Here is a 19,455-nt window from a genome sequence, read left to right as displayed (position 1 = left end):
TTTGGGGTTTAATAATTCCCATTTATTTTGTGACATTAAATTTGGAGTCAAACAAAAAAATGAAAAAAAGACAATTAAGCAGAAGTGTAAAGTTTTTATCATAATTAAAAAAGTCATAAGTAGGCTTCAAAAATACTAAAACGCCCCTAGAATTTACATGTTTTTAATACAAAAGAGCATTAACAATACAACTAACTCTTATGAATTAGACTTCAAGATAAATTAACAGTATGAACCTCAATAACTCATAATTTTAATTACAACAAACAGATTAAGTTTTTAAACGTAATTTATTCCTTTAATAAATTTGACCATGTAAAAGAAAATTTATTATTGATATTTTTTCAATAACAAAGAACATATAATACATAAAAACAGAAAACCGTTTTATAAATATTTCTTTTCAATGGTTTTTGATAAAAGAAATAAAAATAAAACGGTTTTTAAATTAGCTATATAAAACATTACGCTTTTAACAGCTATTTACTTTTATTGAATAAACTATTCAATAACAACTTTCTGTATCACGAATTCTGTCTCTGATTTTTTGAATTTTATTTCAAAAGTTCCAGCAGTAGCTGATTTAAATTTATAAATCGTTTTTTTAGGATCCGGAACTTGTGTAGTACAAACTCCCGTTGGATATTTAACCTCAACTTGTAATCCTTTGTCTTTACCAATTGTTACATCAGAAATTTTACTGAATTCTCCACAAGTATTATCTACTATATAAGTTACATCATAACTAAGTTCCTCATTTAATTTTCCAGTTGCAGGACCTTTTACTTCTGTTGCCAAAGCACCTTTTATTACAAACTCAGGAGTTGGTGGTTTTTCTTCCTCTTTATCATCATCATTGCTGCATGCAATAAACGCTGTTGACAAGAATAATACGACTAAAACTGTTTTTAATTTAAAATTTTTCATATAAATAATTATTGTTGTTAATTATAACATAGATGCAAATAGATTACTATGGTTGCTTCATAAAAATGTTAAAAAAAACAAACAAAACAACAAACACTTAAAAATCAATGAATTAATAATTTTAAAATTTTCATTTTTGGCATAAAAAAACACCAGACGTTAGACTGATGTTCCTTAATAATTGCTTTTTTTATTTATTCTGCTACTTCTTTTTTAGGAAGCATTTTTTTGATTAGGGTTACAATCGCTAAAACCACAAAACCGATCACAAGTCCGATAGTAAACTCTTTTACGATAGAAGGTAATTGCGGAACTAAATGATGGAAAAAATCAATATTATGTACAAATATACCTCCTGCTACCAGGATTAAAGCGATTGTACCAATTACTGATAAACTCTGAATCACCTTTGGAAGTGCCTGCACTAAAAAATTCCCTATAGTTTTTGATATACTACGTTCTTTTTTACTAAGCTGAATAAGTTTTAAACCTAATTCGTCCATTCTTACAATAAGCGCAACAATGCCATACACTCCAATTGTTGCTACTACTGCAATTATCGAAACAACCATAATTTGCGTTAGAATAGGTTTTTCTATTACAGTTCCTAATGCTATAATTACTATCTCGACAGATAATATAAAATCGGTTACTATTGCTGATTTTATTTTTTCTTTTTCGGCAGCTAAAATTTCTTCTTCTGAAAAAGTTTGTGCTGTAACCTCAATTTTTGCGTGTTTATGTGGAAAGAAAAATTCAAATATTTTTTCGGCTCCTTCATAAGCTAAAAAAGCCCCACCAAGTACCAAGATTACAATAATTGCTACTGGAAAAAAGGCACTTAATAAAAATGCTATTGGCAAAATGATAAGTTTATTAATAAACGAACCTTTACCAATCGCCCATAATACAGGTAATTCTCTTGAAGAAACAAATCCTGAAGCTTTTTCGGCATTAACCGCCAAATCATCTCCTAATATACCTGCTGTTTTTTTTACTGCAACTTTACTCATTACCGCAACATCATCCATAATTGCTGCAATATCATCTAATAGAACGAAAAAACCTGATGCCATATCTTTGTTTTAAAAATTGCGCTAATCTCTTTGTGTAGGGCACAAAAAAATAATTGACGCATTTTGTTATTTTGTGCGAATCTAATACTTTTTGTTTAAATCTCTTTCTTCTGATTTAATCAAATATTTTCAATCTGGCTTTCATTAACTACATTGTCCTAAAAGCAACCAGATGATTACAAAAACGAAAATAGTACCAAAACATCCGCTACCTAGCTTTTTGGCTCCATAACCTGCTATTAACCCTCTAAATATGTTGTTCATAATATTTATTTTTAAGTTTTTATATCGTATTAATTCTAGTTTAACTCAGCTTACGTAAAGGTGAGAACTTAATTAGATTTTTTTTATAATAATTTAAAAAAAAGTTTCATGATTTACTGATTTTCAGTTTTTACAAAAAAAAGCACCAGCCTTACGACTGGTGCTTACTATAAATGTAAAGACGCACTGCGGTGCGTCTCTACTAAAAATTAAATATTAATTAGCCAATTCTGGTGTTTGGTTTCTAAAAACCAATTTACCATCAAAAGCATCTAATAAAATAATACTATCGGTTGTAATCTTTCCTGCCAAAATTTCTTTTGACAATTGATTTAAAACATCTCTTTGTATAACACGTTTTACTGGTCTTGCACCAAATTGCGGATCAAATCCTTTATCTGATAAATAAGCAACTGCTTCTGGAGTTGCATCCATTGTAATTCCTTGCAAAGCCAACATTTTGGTAACACTTTTTAATTGTAAACCAACAATTTGTTTAATATTGTCCACTGTTAAAGGTGGGAACAATACAATCTCATCAATACGATTTATAAATTCCGGACGTACTGTTTGTTTTAATAAAGCAAGCACTTCGACTTTTGCAGCCTCTGTAGCAGCTTCGATTCCACCTTTTAGGTTTTCAAATTTTTCTTGTATAATCTGGCTTCCCATATTCGAAGTCATGATGATAATCGTATTTTTAAAATCGGCCAAACGCCCTTTGTTATCAGTCAATCTTCCTTCATCTAATACTTGTAATAAAATATTAAATGTATCTGGGTGCGCTTTCTCAATCTCATCTAACAAAATTACTGAATACGGTTTTCTACGTACAGCTTCAGTTAATTGTCCTCCTTCATCATATCCTACGTATCCTGGAGGTGCACCTACTAATCTACTCACACTATGACGTTCTTGATATTCACTCATATCAATTCTGGTCATGGCATTTTCATCATCAAAAAGATACTCTGCCAATGCTTTTGCAAGCTCAGTCTTACCAACCCCAGTAGTTCCTAAGAACAGGAATGTACCCACAGGTTTTTTCATGTCTTGTAAACCAGCTCTGCTTCTTCTTACAGCATCACTTACTGCTTCGATTGCTTCTTCTTGGCCTACTACACGTCTGTGTAACTCATCTTCCAGATGTAATAGTTTTTCTCTTTCTGTTTGAAGCATTTTCATTACTGGAATACCAGTCCATTTTGCCACAACTTCGGCAATATCCTCTCTGGTAACTTCTTCTTTTATCAAAGAATTTCCAGATTGGTATTCATGCATTTGTTTCAATAAAACATCCAGTCTTTCTTGAGCTTCCTTAATTTTACCATAACGAATCTCGGCTACTTTTCCGTAATCACCATCACGCTCTGCACGATCTGCTTCATGTTTAAAGTTTTCAAGCTCTAATTTTACAGCCTGAATACCATCTACTACATCTTTTTCAGATTTCCATTTAGCGTAGATTTCATTACGTTCTTCTTTCAAGTTAGCCAATTCCATGCGTAAAGCTTTAAGCTTGCTTTCTTCTTTCTCACGTTTTATAGCCTCAATCTCAATTTCTAACTGCATTATTTTTCTATCCAAAACATCTAATTCCTCAGGTTTTGAATTGATTTCCATACGCAATTTAGACGCAGCTTCGTCCATTAAGTCAATCGCTTTATCTGGTAAGAAACGATTGGTAATATAACGTTGAGAAAGCTCAACAGCAGCAATAATTGCTTCGTCTTTTATCTGAACTTTATGATGTGTTTCATACTTTTCTTTGATTCCACGTAAAATTGAAATCGCACTTTCGGTATCCGGCTCTTCGATTATAATTTTTTGGAAACGACGTTCAAGCGCTTTATCTTTTTCAAAATATTTTTGGTATTCATCCAAAGTTGTTGCACCAATCGCTCTTAATTCTCCACGAGCCAATGCTGGTTTTAGGATATTAGCCGCATCCATTGCACCTTCACCTCCACCCGCTCCTACAAGTGTATGAATCTCATCTATAAACAAGACGATATCACCTTCGGCTGCAGTAACTTCTTTTACTACCGATTTTAATCGTTCTTCGAATTCCCCTTTATATTTTGCCCCAGCAATTAATGCTCCCATATCTAGCGAAAACACAATTTTATCCTTTAAGTTTTCTGGCACGTCACCATTAACGATTCTTCGTGCTAAACCTTCGGCAATTGCAGTTTTACCAACTCCAGGCTCACCAATTAACATTGGGTTATTTTTAGTTCGACGTGTTAAAATTTGTAATACACGTCTAATTTCTTCATCTCGTCCGATAACAGGGTCTAATTTTCCTGTACGTGCTAATTCATTTAAGTTTTTAGCATATTTGTTCAAAGAATTATATGTTTCTTCGGCAGATGCTGAAGTTACACGTTCTCCTTTACGTAATTCTTCAATAGCAGCTTTTAAGCCTTTACCTGTTACTCCTTGATCTTTTAAGATTTGAGCAACTTTACTTTTTGAATCAAAAATTGCAAGCATTAAATGTTCGATTGAAACATATTCATCGTTCATTTTTTGTGCAATAATTTCCGCTTCGTTCAATGCTTTATTTGCATCTCTGGAAAGCATTACATCTCCTCCCGAAACTTTTGGGAAGCTTTGTATGGTGCTATCTAGAATTTGAAGAAATAAAGGCACATTTACATTGAGTTTTTTCAAAATAAATGGCGCCACATTTTCATCAACTTCAAAAATAGCCTTGAAGATATGTTCATTCTCTATTTGCTGTTGACCATTTTTTTGGGCCAATTGCTGAGAGAGCTGAATTGCTTCTTGCGATTTGATTGTAAATTTATTTATGTTCATCTTTATTTGATTTATGATTTATGATTCTATTTTAATAAGTAACTTTGTTTATTATTTCTCAAATTATATTCCACAACAATAAAACAGACAAAATGACGCTTAAAATTTGATTTTTATCATTTTTAAACGACAAAAAGTCATAAATAACGACAAAATATGAGTTTTTTATCATCACTATTCGGAGATTCTGATCAAAATAAATCATCAGAAACCAAAATAAACTGGATTCCCTTAACAAGTTTGGAGCAATTAGACGAAATCGAAACGGCATCTAAAGATAAGCAAATTCTTATATTCAAACATAGTACAAGATGTAGCATTAGCCGAATGGCACTAAAACAATTTGAAAAAGAGTTCGATTTGGACAATAAAGTTAATGCTTATTTTCTTGATTTAATAGCGTATCGTGATGTTTCGAACGAAATAGCTTCTCGTTTTAACGTTGTTCACCAATCTCCACAATTATTACTTATCAAAGACGGAAAGTCAATATATAATGCTTCTCATAGCGATATTGATGCTGAAGCGTTGAAAAGTAAAGTGTAGCAAAGTGAGATGTTTTATGTAAGAAATTAGATGAAAGATGTGAGAAGAAAGATTTTTAGATGTAGAATTTAAATCAAAAAAAATCAGTACTTTATTTTTCTCAAAATCTTTCCTCTAAAATCTTTCTTCTTCACAGCATTAAAAACTCCCTCCTGAGCCTCCTCCACTAAAATCTCCTCCTCCAAACTCCATTGGTGATTCTTCTGGTTTCATTTCCGGTTTTAAATTAAAAGTAGAAGCTATAATCAAGGCTTCGGCATTTAGTAATGAATTTGAGCTATCGATACGATCTGGTTTAAATGTTATTCCTTTTTCATTGTCCCTTATCTTTCTTATCACAAAATAAGTAAAGGCAAAAAGCAATAAACCTCCAAAAGTCAAGGCAACTTCTACTGGCAAAACATGATGATAGGTTCTAAAAGTAAAAATTGAAAAACAAAAGGCTAAAAAACCTATCCAAAGTAAGATTCTGTCTTTATTGCGTAATCCAAAAAACAAATAAAGAACCGGAACTATAAACGTGAAAGTCCAAAAGAATAACGAAAAAGGAACATCTGGACTTAACTCATAATACATCCCTGATAAAAAAGCCGAAAACTCTCTTACAACCATATAATTCCCTGAAAAATACAAAACAATTAAACTAAAATTTTTCATCAAAAGTATGCCGTTGTAATAAAAAGGTTCTGCTAAATCCTTAAGAAGTTTTTTACTAACAAAATACATTCCGATTGCATAAATCATTAATACAAACGGTAAGAAAAGACTCCCCAGCTCGATATACTTAAAGACAAAAAATCCTAATGTTGTGGTTAGTGCTAAACAAAAAATTAATGCTGAAGATAAATGTATATAACGCAGATATAATAGTAAAGAAACTACGGTTACTGTAATCATACAAGATAGCACATCTAGGTCTGTAACTCGAGATATACTCATTACAAAAGACATTATAACTGCTGCCGCCAAAGTTAATTGTACTCCTAGTACAAAGGCATCATCTAAGCCATATCCATAATATTTTTGCTTTGCTAAAAATTCAGTTCCTGCAAATCCTATTATTGCATATACATAAAGTAAGACCACTAAATAATCATCATTATAAGTAAGTCCAAAAATAGATAATAACCCACAAATAGATGAATATAAAAATGCTCCTAACAAAAAGAACCCAATACGTATTAATATATTATCCTGACTTTTAAGAACTGGTAATTCTTTAGAAACTGTATCTAATTGCTCTTTAGTAATAAAATTAGCTTTTTGTAATTTCTCAGCCTCATTGACCAAGAAAATATTCTTCAATAAATCCTTATTGTATACTATCATTTGCTTTTTGTTTATTGAAGTTTTTAATTAATTTGATAAATAATATAATCGAAGCTACTAAATATAAAGGTGTTGCAAATAATAACAATCCGTAAAATTCGTAAGCATTTATAAAATCTAATATTTTAAAACCTACGATATTTACACCAATGTATCCGTATATTATTGTGAATACAAATAATGAAATTGCAGGGATTTGATAACTTACATTATAAAAATAATAGGTAGAAGCGCCTAAAACAATTACAAAAATCGGCCAATAATCTTGAAATAAATTATTGATTGCAGCAATACTTATTAGATGTAATGCATAGGTAAGATAGATAAAATTGAAGTGCGTTTTTAAGCTAATCTTTGCGCTATAAATTGTCCAAAGGACTAATAATCCTCCTAATATAATTGCTGAATAACTTAAGGTATCTGTAGTATAAAAATCATTGCTTAGTAATGTTTGCGGACTTACTGAAAGTCCTATATAAGCAGCTAGTCCTGTTACTGCAATTGTTAGGGCACTTTTGTTATCAAAATAATACGCACAAAAGAAACTTATAATTGTAGGTACTAATGTTGCTAAACCATAATGGGTACCAAATAGCTGATATTGAAACTGAATATAACCTACAAAAATACAACTGAGGATTGTTGCTGTAAGGACTAAATATTGTAAAACGGGGTTCTCAAAACTAGAATCTTCTTTTTGAAATCCTTTTGATTTTTTAAAGCAAAAGTAAAAACAAATTACCGTTACGATTAATAATAAAGATAAAATAGCTACATGCCCTATTGTATCGATGTTTTGATAAATTAAGATTCCGATTCCTGTTGTAAATAACAAAACCGACAGATACAAGAACAACTTTAATTCGTTATGCAGCGAAAAAATCCCTAAACTACGATAGGCTTTTACCTGTATAAATTGTTCTTCGGTAATTAAGTTGTTCTCAAAAAGTTTTTGAGTTGCCTGTTCATCAAATTGTGTCATACTATTACTTTAAGATAACTATGTATCAAATATATGTATTTAGTATGAATTTTCTGTTTTCAATAAAAAAGGTTTTAACCAAAAAAAAACGCTATGATATCATAGCGCATTTTCCTGAATTAATAAGAACTTTTCATCTTATCTTTTATGGCATCTAAACATAAATTATTGATGCTTCCTTCGTGTGTATGTTTTGTTTCTTTAGGCGACTTAAATGTGCCGTTTTCTAGCTGCTCTGCAACTTCTTTGTAGGCATCTCTAAACGGCATTCCTGCTACAACCATTTCATTTAGTGTATCTACGGTAAATAGGTAATCGTATTTTTTATCGTCTAGAATACGGTCTTTTACGGTGATGTCTTTTATAGAGAAAATCGCAATATCTAAACAAGCTTTAAGGTTTTGGATTGCTGGAAACAATCCTTCTTTTAAAAGTTGTAAATCTCTGTGATATCCGCTTGGTAAATTATTTGTTATTAATGTGATTTCGTATGGTAATGCTTGGATTTTATTGCATTTACCACGAATTAATTCAAATACATCTGGATTCTTTTTATGTGGCATTATGCTTGAACCTGTTGTAAGGTGTGATGGCAAACTGATAAAATCAAAGTTCTGACTCATATACAAACAAACGTCCATTGCAAATTTAGATAATGTTGCAGCTACACTACTCATTGCAAAAGCAACAGTTTTCTCTGCCTTACCACGGCTCATTTGAGCTGCTACGGCATTATATTTTAAGGTTTCGAAACCTAGTTCTTGCGTTGTAAATGTTCTGTTTATAGGAAATGAGCTTCCGTATCCTGCAGCAGAACCTAGTGGGTTTTGATCTACAATTTTGGCAGCTGCATTTAGCATCGTAATATCATCGATAAGACTCTCGGCATAGGCTGAGAACCACATCCCGAATGATGATGGCATTGCTATTTGCAAATGTGTATATCCTGGCAATAATACATTTTGATGTTTCTCAGCAGATTCCATTAACAAATCAAAAAGACTTTTTACTTGTTCTTTTAATGCTTTTACTTCATCTTTTAGGTATAAATGCACATCGACTAAAACTTGGTCGTTACGTGAACGTGCTGTATGGATTTTCTTTCCTGCATCGCCTAGTTTTACTGTTAGTAAATATTCGATTTTGGAATGTACGTCTTCAAAACTATCTTCGATTACGAAATTTCCTTTTTCGGCATCGACAATAATTTCGTTTAATGCATCTACTAACGAATTGGTTTCATCGGCTGTTAAAAGTCCGATTTGTCCCAGCATTTTTGCATGAGCTATTGAACCTAATGCATCGTATTTTGCCAGAACCAAATCTAGTTCTCTATCGTTTCCAACAGTGAAATGTTCGATTTGTTTGTCTGTTGCAATTCCTTTTTCCCAAAGTTTCATAGGTAGATTTTTAGATTGTTAGTCCCGAAGCCTCGGGATAGATTGTTAGACTTTTTAGATTTTTGAATCTTATTCAGTTTATGTTTCTAATTTATATCTAAATGTCATTGTTTGTACTGGTTGTGTTTCTAGCCCCGATAGCAGTGAAAATCCTTTTCCTGGCTTCTTTAGCCAGGAAAAGATTGTAACGAATAGCGGGAAATAGCTCCTTATCCTTCGACTTCGCTCAGGATGACTAGGATTATAATTTAAAGAAATCGGTTAGTATTTTAATATACAATTCGATTCCTTCTTCGATTTCGTTGATAAAAATAAATTCATCTGCCGAGTGTGAACGTAACGTTTCTCCTGGCCCTAGTTTTAATGACTGGCAACTTAAAACGGATTGATCGGAAAGTGTTGGCGAGCCGTAGGTTGTTCTTCCTAAAGCGATTCCGGCTTGTACTAAAGCGTGTGCAATTGGAATAGACGAAGCATTAAGATGCATAGACCGTGGCGTTACTTCGGCTTTTACATTAGCTTTTACCACTTCTAGAATTTCAGTATTGGAGTAACAATCGGTTACACGAATATCGACTACCAAATCACATTCTGACGGCACTACATTATGTTGTTTCCCTGCGTTTATCTGGGTTACGGTCATTTTTACCGGTCCTAAAACATCGGATATTTTATCGAATTTATAATTCCTAAACCATTCCATTACGGGAATAGCGTTGTATAATGAGTTATCATCGTTTTGGTGTGCAGCGTGGCTTGCTGTTCCTTTTACTTTTACATCAAGAACTAATAACCCTTTTTCAGCCACCGCTAATTGCATTAATGTAGGTTCGCCTACAATGGCACAATCCAGTTCTGGCAAATGTTGCAAAACACTGTTTAATCCGTTTTTCCCGCTGCTTTCTTCTTCTGCCGAAGCTACAATTACCAGATTATAAGGTAAGTTTTCATTATTGTAAAAATGTACAAACGTCGCCAATAACGAAACCAAACAACCTCCTGCGTCGTTGCTTCCTAAACCAAATAATTTGCCGTCTTTTACAATTGCTTTAAACGGATCGTTGGTATATGCTTGATTGGGTTTTACTGTATCGTGGTGCGAGTTCAGTAATAGTGTTGGTTTATTTTTGTCGAAATGTTTATTGAAAGCCCACACATTATTGTTCTCTCTTTTAAAAGGAATCTCGTTTTGATTGAACCAATTTTCGATTAAAAGTGCCGTTTGATCTTCTTCACTTGAAAAAGATGGGGTTTCGATCAAACTTTTTAATAATGCTATTGCTTCTTGAGTAAGCGTTTCTGTATTTTTCATTTTTTGATAGGTACTGAAGTCTATCCCGAAGCTTCGGGGCTGAGTTTCTAAGATTACAAAAGTCTTGGTTTCTTAGAAACTTAGCAACTTTTTTCTTTTATAATTTAATAGTTGTATGCAATATATTGGAATTTTGCAACATACTATGGTGTCCGATTTTTATGGTCTGAACTCCCTTAGACAGGCTATTAAAACAATTGTCTAGTTTTGGAATCATTCCGGAATGAATTACTTTTTCGGCTTTTAGTTTTTCGTATAATTCGGCGTTTATTTCGGTAATAACCGAATCATCGTCTTCTGAATCTGATAAAACTCCTTGTTTTTCAAAACAATAGGTAAGCGTAACATCAAAATTTTCGGATAATGCAATCGCTAACTCGCTTGCAATTGTATCGGCATTTGTGTTTAGCAACTGTCCATTTTTATCGTGCGTAATGGCGCAAAAAACTGGTACAATATTGTTTTCTAGCAATGTAGCCAATAAACTTGTATTTACTTGTTTTACATCGCCTACAAAACCATAATCGATTGTTGGGTGGTTTCTTTTTGTCGATTGGATTAAATTTCCATCGGCTCCCGAAAATCCAATTGCATTATTGTTTTTTGCCTGCAATTGCGCTACAATATTCTTATTGATTTGTCCTGCATAAATCATCACGACAACATCCAGCATCGCTGCATCGGTTATACGACGACCATCTATCATTTGCGGAACTAAACCAATACTTTCGGCCATTTTTGTAGCCGACTTTCCACCACCGTGAATCAATACTTTATGTCCTTCTATCTTAGAGAAATCAGTTAAGAATTTCTCCAATTCTGATGGATTATCGATTATATTACCGCCAATTTTTATTAATGTAACGTTCATTTTTTATAGGTTCAGAGGAACAAAGGCTCAAAGGTTCAAAGGTTTCTTTTAAGGCTTCTAAACCTTTGTTCCTCTGCAACTTTGTATCTTTGTACCTTTATTTATAACTTTTTAAGAATCTTCTGTAATACCAATTGTGCTGCGTACGTTCTGTTATTGGCTTGCTCGATTACAATTGAATTTTCGCCATCTAAAACTTCATCGCTTACAATTACATTACGACGAACTGGAAGACAATGCATAAATTTTCCATTGTTGGTTAATGCCATTTTTTCGACAGTAACTGTCCAATTTGGATCTGAATTAGTTACTTTTCCGTAATCATTAAAATTACTCCAGTTTTTTACATACACAAAATCGGCATTTTCGAATGCTTTGTCCTGATCGTATTCTATTTTCGAATCCTTGGTAATTTCTGGACTTAGTTCGTATCCTTCGGGATGTGTAATTACAAAGTCTACATTTTTTTTCATTTGCATCATTTCTACAAATGAGTTAGCAACTGCTTGTGGCAAAGCCTTAGGATGTGGCGCCCAAGAAAGTACTACTTTTGGCTTATGCTTAGTCTTAAACTCTTCCATTGTAATAGCATCTGCCAAGGATTGCATCGGGTGACGAACAGCACTTTCCATATTTACGATTGGAACTGTAGCGTATTTTAAGAATCCCGAGATAACGGTTTCTGCATAGTCTTTTTCTTTATCTAATAATCCTGCAAAGGCTCTAATAGCAATAATATCGCAGTATTGAGAAACTACTTCGGCAGCTTCTTTAATATGTTCTGAAGCTCCTGAGTTCATAATCGCTCCATCCTCAAACTCTAGCGTCCAGCCTTCGTTGGTAAAATTCATTACCATTACGTTCATTCCTAAGTTTAAAGCGGCTTTTTGAGTACTTAAACGTGTTCTTAAACTCGGGTTAAAGAATAACATTCCTAAGGTTTTATTCTTACCCAGGTGTTGGTTTTTTAGTGGCTTTTTCTTGATTTTTAAAGCACCTTTTACCCATTTTGATAATGAGTTGATATCTTGAATTGAAATATAGTTCATTTTGTATGTTTTATATTGTTACGTATTTTGGACGCGGATTAAACTGATTCGCTATCGCGAAGACACAGATTTACACGGATTTCATTTATCATTAAATCTATTCTATCGGCGTTTCTGTTTTTAACAAATCTACATCCGTCGCGTTCCTCTTTGAACAATTTTTGCAATTTGAATTGAAATATAATTCATCGTTTTTTATTTAATCGGTTAATCATTTTTTGTTTAATCGGCTTACTAACTAAACAAACCTAACTTATATACTTTTCTAAAAAATTGTTCCGTAATGCTTTCTTTTAATCGATTAAACAAATTAAACGATTAAACAAATAAACATTTCTATACTATCTTGGTAAAAGGAATTTCATCCTTTAATGCTTTTAGAATAAAATTATCTTCTAGTCCGTTTACGATCCAGGTTTCGATATTTGCTGCTTTGGCGATTGCCGCTGCTTCAATTTTTGATTGCATTCCTCCTGTTCCGTGTGACGATTTAGATTCTCCTATTTCTTTTTCTAAAAGCTGTAAATCATTTACTAAAGTTATCGTTTCTGGCACTTCATTATGTATAGATTCTTTCGTGTAAATTCCGCTTGTATTTGTCGCAATTATCAAGATATCTACATTTAATAAAACTGCCGTTAATGCTGCTAATTTATCGTTATCTCCAAACTGAATTTCGTCGGTTGCAACGGTATCATTTTCATTGATAATCGGAATATAATTATTCTCGACCAAAACATTAATTGTGTTTACAATATTGATTTTGGATTGTTCTTTTTCGAAATCTGAATAGGATAACAAACATTGCGAAGTCAGCAATCCCAAATCACTGAAGTTCTCATGGAAAATCCGCATTAAATGAGGTTGTCCGATCGATGCCAAAGCTTGTTTTACAATAATCTCTTTGCCTTTGCTCTCTAATTTCACAAATTGTTTCGCTGCTGCAATAGCTCCGGAACTTACAATTACAAATTCATATTTGTCATTTAAAGCCGCGATTTGCATCCCAATATCCTCAATCTTTCCTCTCGAAATATGATTGGTTTCTTTGGTTAGTGTATTGCTTCCTATTTTTAATAAAATCCTTTTTTTAGTCATTTTTTTTAAGTGGCTAAGGTTCTGAGTTACTATCCCGAAGCCTCGGGACTAAGTTTTTATATTGTAAACGTTTTTACCGCAAAGGGCGCAAGGTTTTATATTCTGTTTGTGTTTACAAACGCTGAGTTCGCAAAGCTATATCTATAGTTAAATTCCAAATTTTAAAATCCAAATTCCAAATCGAGAATCATTAATCTATCCCGAAGCCTTGGGACTTAAATTCTAAGAAGTCTAAGTATCTAATAATCTAAGAAGTCTAAATTACCTAATTTGCCCTTCTCCGTAAATATACCACTTATTAGTAACCAGATGTTGTAATCCGATTGGTCCCCGCTGATGTAATTTATCTGTGCTTATGGCTAATTCTCCGCCTAAGCCCAGTTGTCCTCCATCGGTAAATCGAGTTGAGGCATTATGATAAACTGCCGCTGCATCTATTGATTCCATAAATTCTTGGGCAACATCATTATTTCTTGTAATAATCGCAGCCGAATGTCCGCCACAATACTTATTTATTTTTGCAATAGCATCTTGTTCTGAATCGATTGTTCCTAATACGATTTTATAATCAAGAAACTCTTCGTACCAAATATCTTCATCTTTTAGAACACTTGTGTTCGCAAAAGATTCTAATGTTTTATCTACAATAATCTCAACTTTCGATTCATCTAGTTCTTCTATTAAAATGGCTAGAAAACCTTCAAAATTTGGCAATCGTGAATCTACCAAAACTTTATCTACAGCATTACAAGCTGAAATTTTGGATGTTTTTGCATTCAGAATTACTTTTAGAGCAATATCTGTATTTGCTTCTTTATGAACGTAAACAAAATTATTTCCCCGTCCGCTTACGATTACAGGGCAAGTAGCATGTGCTTTTACAAACTCTATTAATTTTTCGCCTCCACGTGGTACAATTAAATCTACTTTTTGTGTTGGTTTTTCTAAAAAAGCTTGAGTTTCTTGTCGAGTAAAATTTAGATATTCCACCCATTCTGTCGAAACATTATGTTCTGCTAAAGCCTGATGCCATAAACTCACAATCTTTAAATTGGATTTTAGCGCTTCTTTTCCGCCTTTAAGCAAAATTTTATTTCCTGATTTAAAGGCAATTCCACCAGCTTCGATAGTTACATCGGGTCTTGATTCGTAAATAATCAATATCGTACCAAAAGCTGCTGTTTTATTACTGACTTTAATTCCGTTATCGTGTACAAAATGAAACCTTTCCACGCCAACTGGGTCTTCCTGAGAAGCCAATTGATTCAATGACAGAATCATTTCGTCAATCTTGGCGTTATCTACTTTTAAACGTTCTTCCATTGCTAGATCTTCGCCATTGTAAGCGGCTAAATCAGCTTGATTCGTCAGAATAATTTGGTTTCTTTCTTCTTCGACAAGCTTTGCCATCGAGAGTAAAACCAAATTTCGCTTTTCAATTGATAAATGGTGGTTCATAATTTTTGTAGTTGGTTGTTTTTGGTTGTTTTCTAAAATCTAGTCTGTGTTGAGAGATATAAATCTGCGTATAAAACTCCGTAATAAAGTAAAATATTTACTACTATCCATACTCTCCTTTTTATACTATTATCCGAGGAAAAATAAATCCTTGAAATCTGCATTATCAATATTATAACAGAAGATAATCCAATTAAAAAATATACAAAAAAAAGAATTAGGTTTATCATTTCTATATGCTTCCAAATAACAAACAAACTTTGAAAGCTACTAATTAAAATCGCCCAAAAAATGATAATCAAATATGCTAATGATTGAAATTTGAGAAACAAATCTGAAATCAAAAAATTATTGTTCATGTTCTTTAATTTTAAATCCATAAACTATTTTTTTTGGCTCATTTTCCTTTACTAAATTATATTTTTTAGCTAAAGCATTTTCTTCATTAGGCTGAACTTTATCTTCTTTCAATTTATAGGTGAATATTAAAGAATCATAACATTTACAACCTATTTCTTTCTCAATCAAAGGTGCGTATTTATTAATTTTTTCTTTAATAAAAGAATCATTTTTGATTTCTGAAAGTTCAATTTTAAAATTATCTAAAGAATCTAGCTTTAGATTCTCACAATCTCTCAAATACCATAGATCAACTTCATTATTATAAGTATCAATTTCTATGTCTTCTTGCTCATTGATTTCTTTTTGCATTCTTCCCAAAACTTTTTCAAGTCCAGCAGAAGGAATATATTCAGGGGCTCTTCTCATTCCCCACGCAAATGGATTCAGAAAAAGCAACATTGGTAGTAAAACACTAATTACCAATATAACACCCCAAATATTTTTTAATGCTTTCATTAATATTGAAGCTCTTCTAAACTTTCTTTTAATGCAACGATAAAGGTATCAATATCAGATTTCTTCACAGTTAATGGCGGCAAAATTCTCAATAGATTTTTGTTGTTGGCACTTCCTGTAAAAATATGTTTCTCAACAATTAACTTTTTACGAAGCGGACCAATTTCAAAATCGAATTCTACTCCGAGCATTAATCCTTTTCCTTTTACTTGTTTGATTTGAGGAACTTGCTTGATTTGCTCAAAAAAGTAAGCCGAAACTTCGTTTACATTATCCTGTAATTTCAATTTTTCGATTACATCCAGAACCGCAATTCCTGCTGCACAAGACAAATGGCTTCCTCCAAAAGTAGTTCCTAATAATCCGAAACTAGCTTCAAATTCTGGCGAAATCAAAATGGCTCCAACTGGAAATCCATTCCCCATTCCTTTTGCAACCGAAATAATATCGGCTTTGATATTGTGATGTTGGTACGCAAAAAACTTTCCGCTTCTTCCATAACCAGATTGTACTTCGTCTAAAATTAAAACTGCACCGTATTTTTTACAAGCTTTTTCTAAAGCCTGAAAAAACTCAGTTGTTCCTTCATCTAAACCTCCTACTCCTTGAATTCCTTCAATAATTACACTCGAAACATCTCCCTTTGCCAGTTCTGCTTCTACTAATTCGATATTATTAAGAGGTAAAAAAGTAACTACTTGTTGTGCATTTATTGGAGCTACAATTTTTTTATTGTCTGTAACTGCAACGGCTGCCGAAGTTCTTCCGTGAAAAGAATTATCAAAAGCAACAACTCTTGATTTTCCGTTATGGAATGAAGCTAGTTTCAAAGCATTTTCATTAGCCTCAGCTCCTGAACTACATAAAAACAGTTCATAATCTTCTAATCCAGAAAGTTTCCCTAATTTTTCAGCTAATTCTACCTGCAAAGGATTCTGAATTGCATTGGAATAAAAACCTAAATTATCTAATTGATTTTTAAGTTTTGCTACATAATCTGGTTGTGTGTGTCCAATAGAAATTACTCCATGTCCACTATATAAATCTAAATACTCTACTCCGTTATTATCTGTAATAGTACAATCTAATGCTTTTACAGGTGTTATGTCATAAAGTGGGTATACGTTAAATAAGTTCATTCTTTTAATTATTTAAAGATTTAAAAATTGAATAATTTAAAGATTCTGCGAGATGAATTAATTAAAAAGATTAAACTTTGATTTTTTTTTTAATATTTTATTTTTTGTAAAATTGAGATTATAAATATATTATTTTAAATTATAGTTTATACATAAAAAATCTTTTAAAAAGACATAGAATTCAGTATCCAAATTTTGTTAATAGTTGGTGTTAAAAGCTGATATGTGTTGTTGTTTTGGTGAATTTTTATAAAAAAAATTGGTGCTCCTAAACATCATACATGCGTAAATCTCCTCTAGAGCCCCCCCGCCACTTGTGCAAACGCACGAAACACCCCCACTTATTCTGAGCAATGACGAATTTCTTGCGCCTGATTTTAAATCATATTTTTTCCTATACATAAAAATTCAAGTTGAAAGCTGTAATTTTTTGTATGCGAATTGATGTTTTAACTCAGGGTATTTTCAACTCAAAAAATCAAAAATATGGTACGAATTGTAAACTATCAAAAAAGGCAAACAGAGGAGGGGAAACTATTCTTTGTATTAGAAATCCAAAGAGGGATTGAAATGATATTTAATAGAATACATTATGGGGTTTCTTGTAAAAATCACGATCAAAAAAATTATTTCTACTGTTTCGGTCTAAAATATTATTTTGAAGAATGTAGTTTTAGAATTAGTAGTTATTAAAATATATTGATAGTCTAGGATAGGGTATTTTAAAGATAGTAAACGAATTTAAAAGATAAGTTGCTTAATAACTTTAGATATAAGCTTAATTTTAATAATTACTTTTCACCTAAAATAGTTATTCCTTTAAATATTTCATTTAAATCAATTTTAAGAGCAATACAAAATCTTAGTAATAAATTGACAGTCATTCTTTGTTCATTTCTAAACACACGTCTCACAGTGGTTTCAGAACATAAAGCAACTCTAGCGAACTCAGATTTATTTCCATCAAATTTTAAAAGGAATTCTTTATAAATCCTTTTAACCAATTCGACTTCTATTTCCTCCAAATGCTTCTGCATATGACAAAGAAAACAAAGAAGAAAGTCAAAAAACCTTTTACATATCGACTTATAAGTCGAAAATTAATTTAAATTTGTACAAAAACTATTAATTAATCAATATTATGAAAAACAAATGCCTATTATTTATAGTACTTTTAATAATTTCAACACTAACTTATTCATGTACTTCAAACAATTCAGATAATGCAACTTCAAATGAAAGCTCATTTTCAAAATTAATTATAGGAAAATGGGGGCTTAATGGTACTTCAAAATGCTCTGATTATATTTCATTTGGCACATTGACAACTGGAATGTATCAAATAGTTTATGAGACTTGTAGTAATGTTCCTAAATATGACGACGGAGAATATGAAATAAAAGGAGATCGAATGTATCGAAAATCTTATGGTGGAATGATTGTTAATCCAACAACTATTATTAGTATAACTGAGACCACACTAGTGCTTAAGAGAGACAACATGGACACACAAGAAATCTATACTAAATTTAAATAATCTCTTCTTTTATCTAAAATTGATTATTTAGTCTATAAAATTAACAACAATACTTTAACTACTCAAAATACTATATTCAAAAAAAAAACATTAAAACAAAAACAATTATTGAGCTAATCAAAAACAACTATAAAAACAAGTATTCACAGTTGCCAGTTCAATATATTTCATACCTGAAAATTGAATAACGTTACTAAGGTTATACATCTACCCTATTTAAATAATTATAAAATTCAAAAAATGAAAAAGTATATTTTCTTAATAAGCATAATAGTTACGGTATCTTTAATGAGCTGTGAAATTAAAAACAACGGTAAAATTATTGGTAAATGGAATGGTACACATGAACAAAAATTGTATTATACCGATAAAGTATACACTAGATCATGTGAAATTGAATTTGGAAATGACGGTAAAGGTTGGAGTCAATTGTATAATGGAGAAGAAGATGAGAAGTATCCCTCAAAAATTTTTGATTATAAAATTATAAATGATTCAATAATTTTTACATCTTCAAAACATCCAGAAAACCTAAAAATTGAGTATGTTTCAGATACAAAACTTGTTTTAAAAAAGTTTAGCCAAATGAGCGGAACAATTACTTATGACCTTAATAAAGTTTTAAACTAAAATTATTTAAACTTTTCTAGTTTTTTAATTATCATTTTTGAATACGCAAGATAACCAACAATGGCACCCCACTTATTTTTAGAATTGGTGCTATCCCCCCCCTAACTTTATAAAATTAATAATGGGAACACCAATTGTATAATCTTAAACATTTAA

17 protein-coding genes are annotated in these 19,455 nt (G+C 31.8%); 3 read left to right on the top strand and 14 right to left on the bottom strand.

The window, feature by feature from the left end; translation table 11 throughout:
* Positions 1 to 501 precede the first annotated feature (501 nt).
* The 3 genes from B8T70_RS17830 to clpB form a co-directional block, all read right to left on the bottom strand.
* The gene (locus B8T70_RS17830) at positions 502 to 927 is read right to left on the bottom strand and encodes a hypothetical protein (RefSeq protein WP_039118301.1); all 426 of its coding nucleotides are present in this window, start codon (positions 925 to 927) and stop codon (positions 502 to 504) included.
* Positions 928 to 1,121: 194 nt separating this feature from the next.
* Positions 1,122 to 2,003 carry a DUF808 domain-containing protein gene (locus B8T70_RS17825; RefSeq protein ID WP_086895711.1) on the bottom strand — a complete coding sequence of 294 codons (882 nt, stop codon included), beginning with the start codon at positions 2,001 to 2,003 and terminating at the stop codon, positions 1,122 to 1,124.
* 480 nt (positions 2,004 to 2,483) lie between these two features.
* Positions 2,484 to 5,090 carry an ATP-dependent chaperone ClpB gene (clpB, locus tag B8T70_RS17820; protein WP_039113036.1) on the bottom strand — a complete coding sequence of 869 codons (2,607 nt, stop codon included), beginning with the start codon at positions 5,088 to 5,090 and terminating at the stop codon, positions 2,484 to 2,486.
* 156 nt (positions 5,091 to 5,246) lie between these two features.
* Between clpB and ytxJ the strand changes: the two genes are divergently transcribed.
* On the top strand, positions 5,247 to 5,636 hold the full coding sequence (gene ytxJ, locus B8T70_RS17815) for a bacillithiol system redox-active protein YtxJ (RefSeq protein WP_086895710.1): 390 nt from the start codon (positions 5,247 to 5,249) through the stop codon (positions 5,634 to 5,636).
* A gap of 138 nt (positions 5,637 to 5,774) precedes the next feature.
* Here ytxJ and B8T70_RS17810 read toward each other — a convergent pair whose 3' ends face one another.
* The 11 genes from B8T70_RS17810 to B8T70_RS24455 all read right to left on the bottom strand — a co-directional run bounded on the left by B8T70_RS17810 (position 5,775) and on the right by B8T70_RS24455 (position 18,169).
* Positions 5,775 to 6,965, bottom strand: a complete 1,191-nt coding sequence (locus B8T70_RS17810; RefSeq protein WP_086895709.1) for a hypothetical protein — start codon at positions 6,963 to 6,965, stop codon at positions 5,775 to 5,777.
* Complete coding sequence (locus tag B8T70_RS17805) at positions 6,949 to 7,947, bottom strand: DUF2157 domain-containing protein (protein WP_086895708.1); 999 nt, start codon at positions 7,945 to 7,947, stop codon at positions 6,949 to 6,951. The genes B8T70_RS17810 and B8T70_RS17805 overlap by 17 nt, the downstream gene beginning before the upstream one ends.
* A 119-nt stretch (positions 7,948 to 8,066) precedes the next feature.
* Positions 8,067 to 9,347, bottom strand: a complete 1,281-nt coding sequence (gene argH / locus B8T70_RS17800; protein ID WP_039120229.1) for an argininosuccinate lyase — start codon at positions 9,345 to 9,347, stop codon at positions 8,067 to 8,069.
* Between the two features lie 241 nt (positions 9,348 to 9,588).
* The gene (locus tag B8T70_RS17795; protein WP_086895707.1) at positions 9,589 to 10,659 is read right to left on the bottom strand and encodes a M20 family metallo-hydrolase; all 1,071 of its coding nucleotides are present in this window, start codon (positions 10,657 to 10,659) and stop codon (positions 9,589 to 9,591) included.
* A gap of 97 nt (positions 10,660 to 10,756) precedes the next feature.
* Positions 10,757 to 11,530: an acetylglutamate kinase gene (gene argB / locus B8T70_RS17790; protein WP_086895706.1), complete on the bottom strand. Its 774-nt coding sequence runs from the start codon at positions 11,528 to 11,530 to the stop codon at positions 10,757 to 10,759.
* A gap of 101 nt (positions 11,531 to 11,631) precedes the next feature.
* Positions 11,632 to 12,579 (bottom strand): N-acetylornithine carbamoyltransferase, encoded by a 948-nt coding sequence (locus tag B8T70_RS17785; protein WP_086895705.1) that lies wholly within the window; start codon positions 12,577 to 12,579, stop codon positions 11,632 to 11,634.
* Between the two features lie 336 nt (positions 12,580 to 12,915).
* On the bottom strand, positions 12,916 to 13,677 hold the full coding sequence (gene proB, locus B8T70_RS17780; protein ID WP_086895704.1) for a glutamate 5-kinase: 762 nt from the start codon (positions 13,675 to 13,677) through the stop codon (positions 12,916 to 12,918).
* Positions 13,678 to 13,938: 261 nt separating this feature from the next.
* The gene (locus tag B8T70_RS17775; protein ID WP_086895703.1) at positions 13,939 to 15,135 is read right to left on the bottom strand and encodes a glutamate-5-semialdehyde dehydrogenase; all 1,197 of its coding nucleotides are present in this window, start codon (positions 15,133 to 15,135) and stop codon (positions 13,939 to 13,941) included.
* Positions 15,136 to 15,483: 348 nt separating this feature from the next.
* The gene (locus tag B8T70_RS17765) at positions 15,484 to 15,993 is read right to left on the bottom strand and encodes a hypothetical protein (RefSeq protein ID WP_086895701.1); all 510 of its coding nucleotides are present in this window, start codon (positions 15,991 to 15,993) and stop codon (positions 15,484 to 15,486) included.
* Complete coding sequence (locus B8T70_RS17760) at positions 15,993 to 17,132, bottom strand: aspartate aminotransferase family protein (RefSeq protein ID WP_086895700.1); 1,140 nt, start codon at positions 17,130 to 17,132, stop codon at positions 15,993 to 15,995. Before B8T70_RS17760 ends, B8T70_RS17765 begins: the two co-directional genes overlap by 1 nt.
* Positions 17,133 to 17,923: 791 nt before the next feature.
* On the bottom strand, positions 17,924 to 18,169 hold the full coding sequence (locus B8T70_RS24455) for a helix-turn-helix domain-containing protein (protein WP_086895698.1): 246 nt from the start codon (positions 18,167 to 18,169) through the stop codon (positions 17,924 to 17,926).
* Between the two features lie 104 nt (positions 18,170 to 18,273).
* Between B8T70_RS24455 and B8T70_RS17745 the strand changes: the two genes are divergently transcribed.
* Together B8T70_RS17745 and B8T70_RS17740 are read left to right on the top strand one after the other, a co-directional pair.
* Complete coding sequence (locus B8T70_RS17745) at positions 18,274 to 18,669, top strand: hypothetical protein (protein WP_086895697.1); 396 nt, start codon at positions 18,274 to 18,276, stop codon at positions 18,667 to 18,669.
* 240 nt (positions 18,670 to 18,909) lie between these two features.
* Entirely contained in the window at positions 18,910 to 19,299 is a 390-nt protein-coding gene (locus tag B8T70_RS17740) for a hypothetical protein (protein ID WP_086895696.1), read from the top strand.
* Positions 19,300 to 19,455 lie beyond the last annotated feature (156 nt).

Origin of the sequence: Flavobacterium sp. AJR (genome assembly GCF_002156885.1) — a bacterium.
Taxonomy (GTDB): domain Bacteria; phylum Bacteroidota; class Bacteroidia; order Flavobacteriales; family Flavobacteriaceae; genus Flavobacterium.
This window is presented reverse-complemented; position numbering and strand designations above follow the sequence as displayed.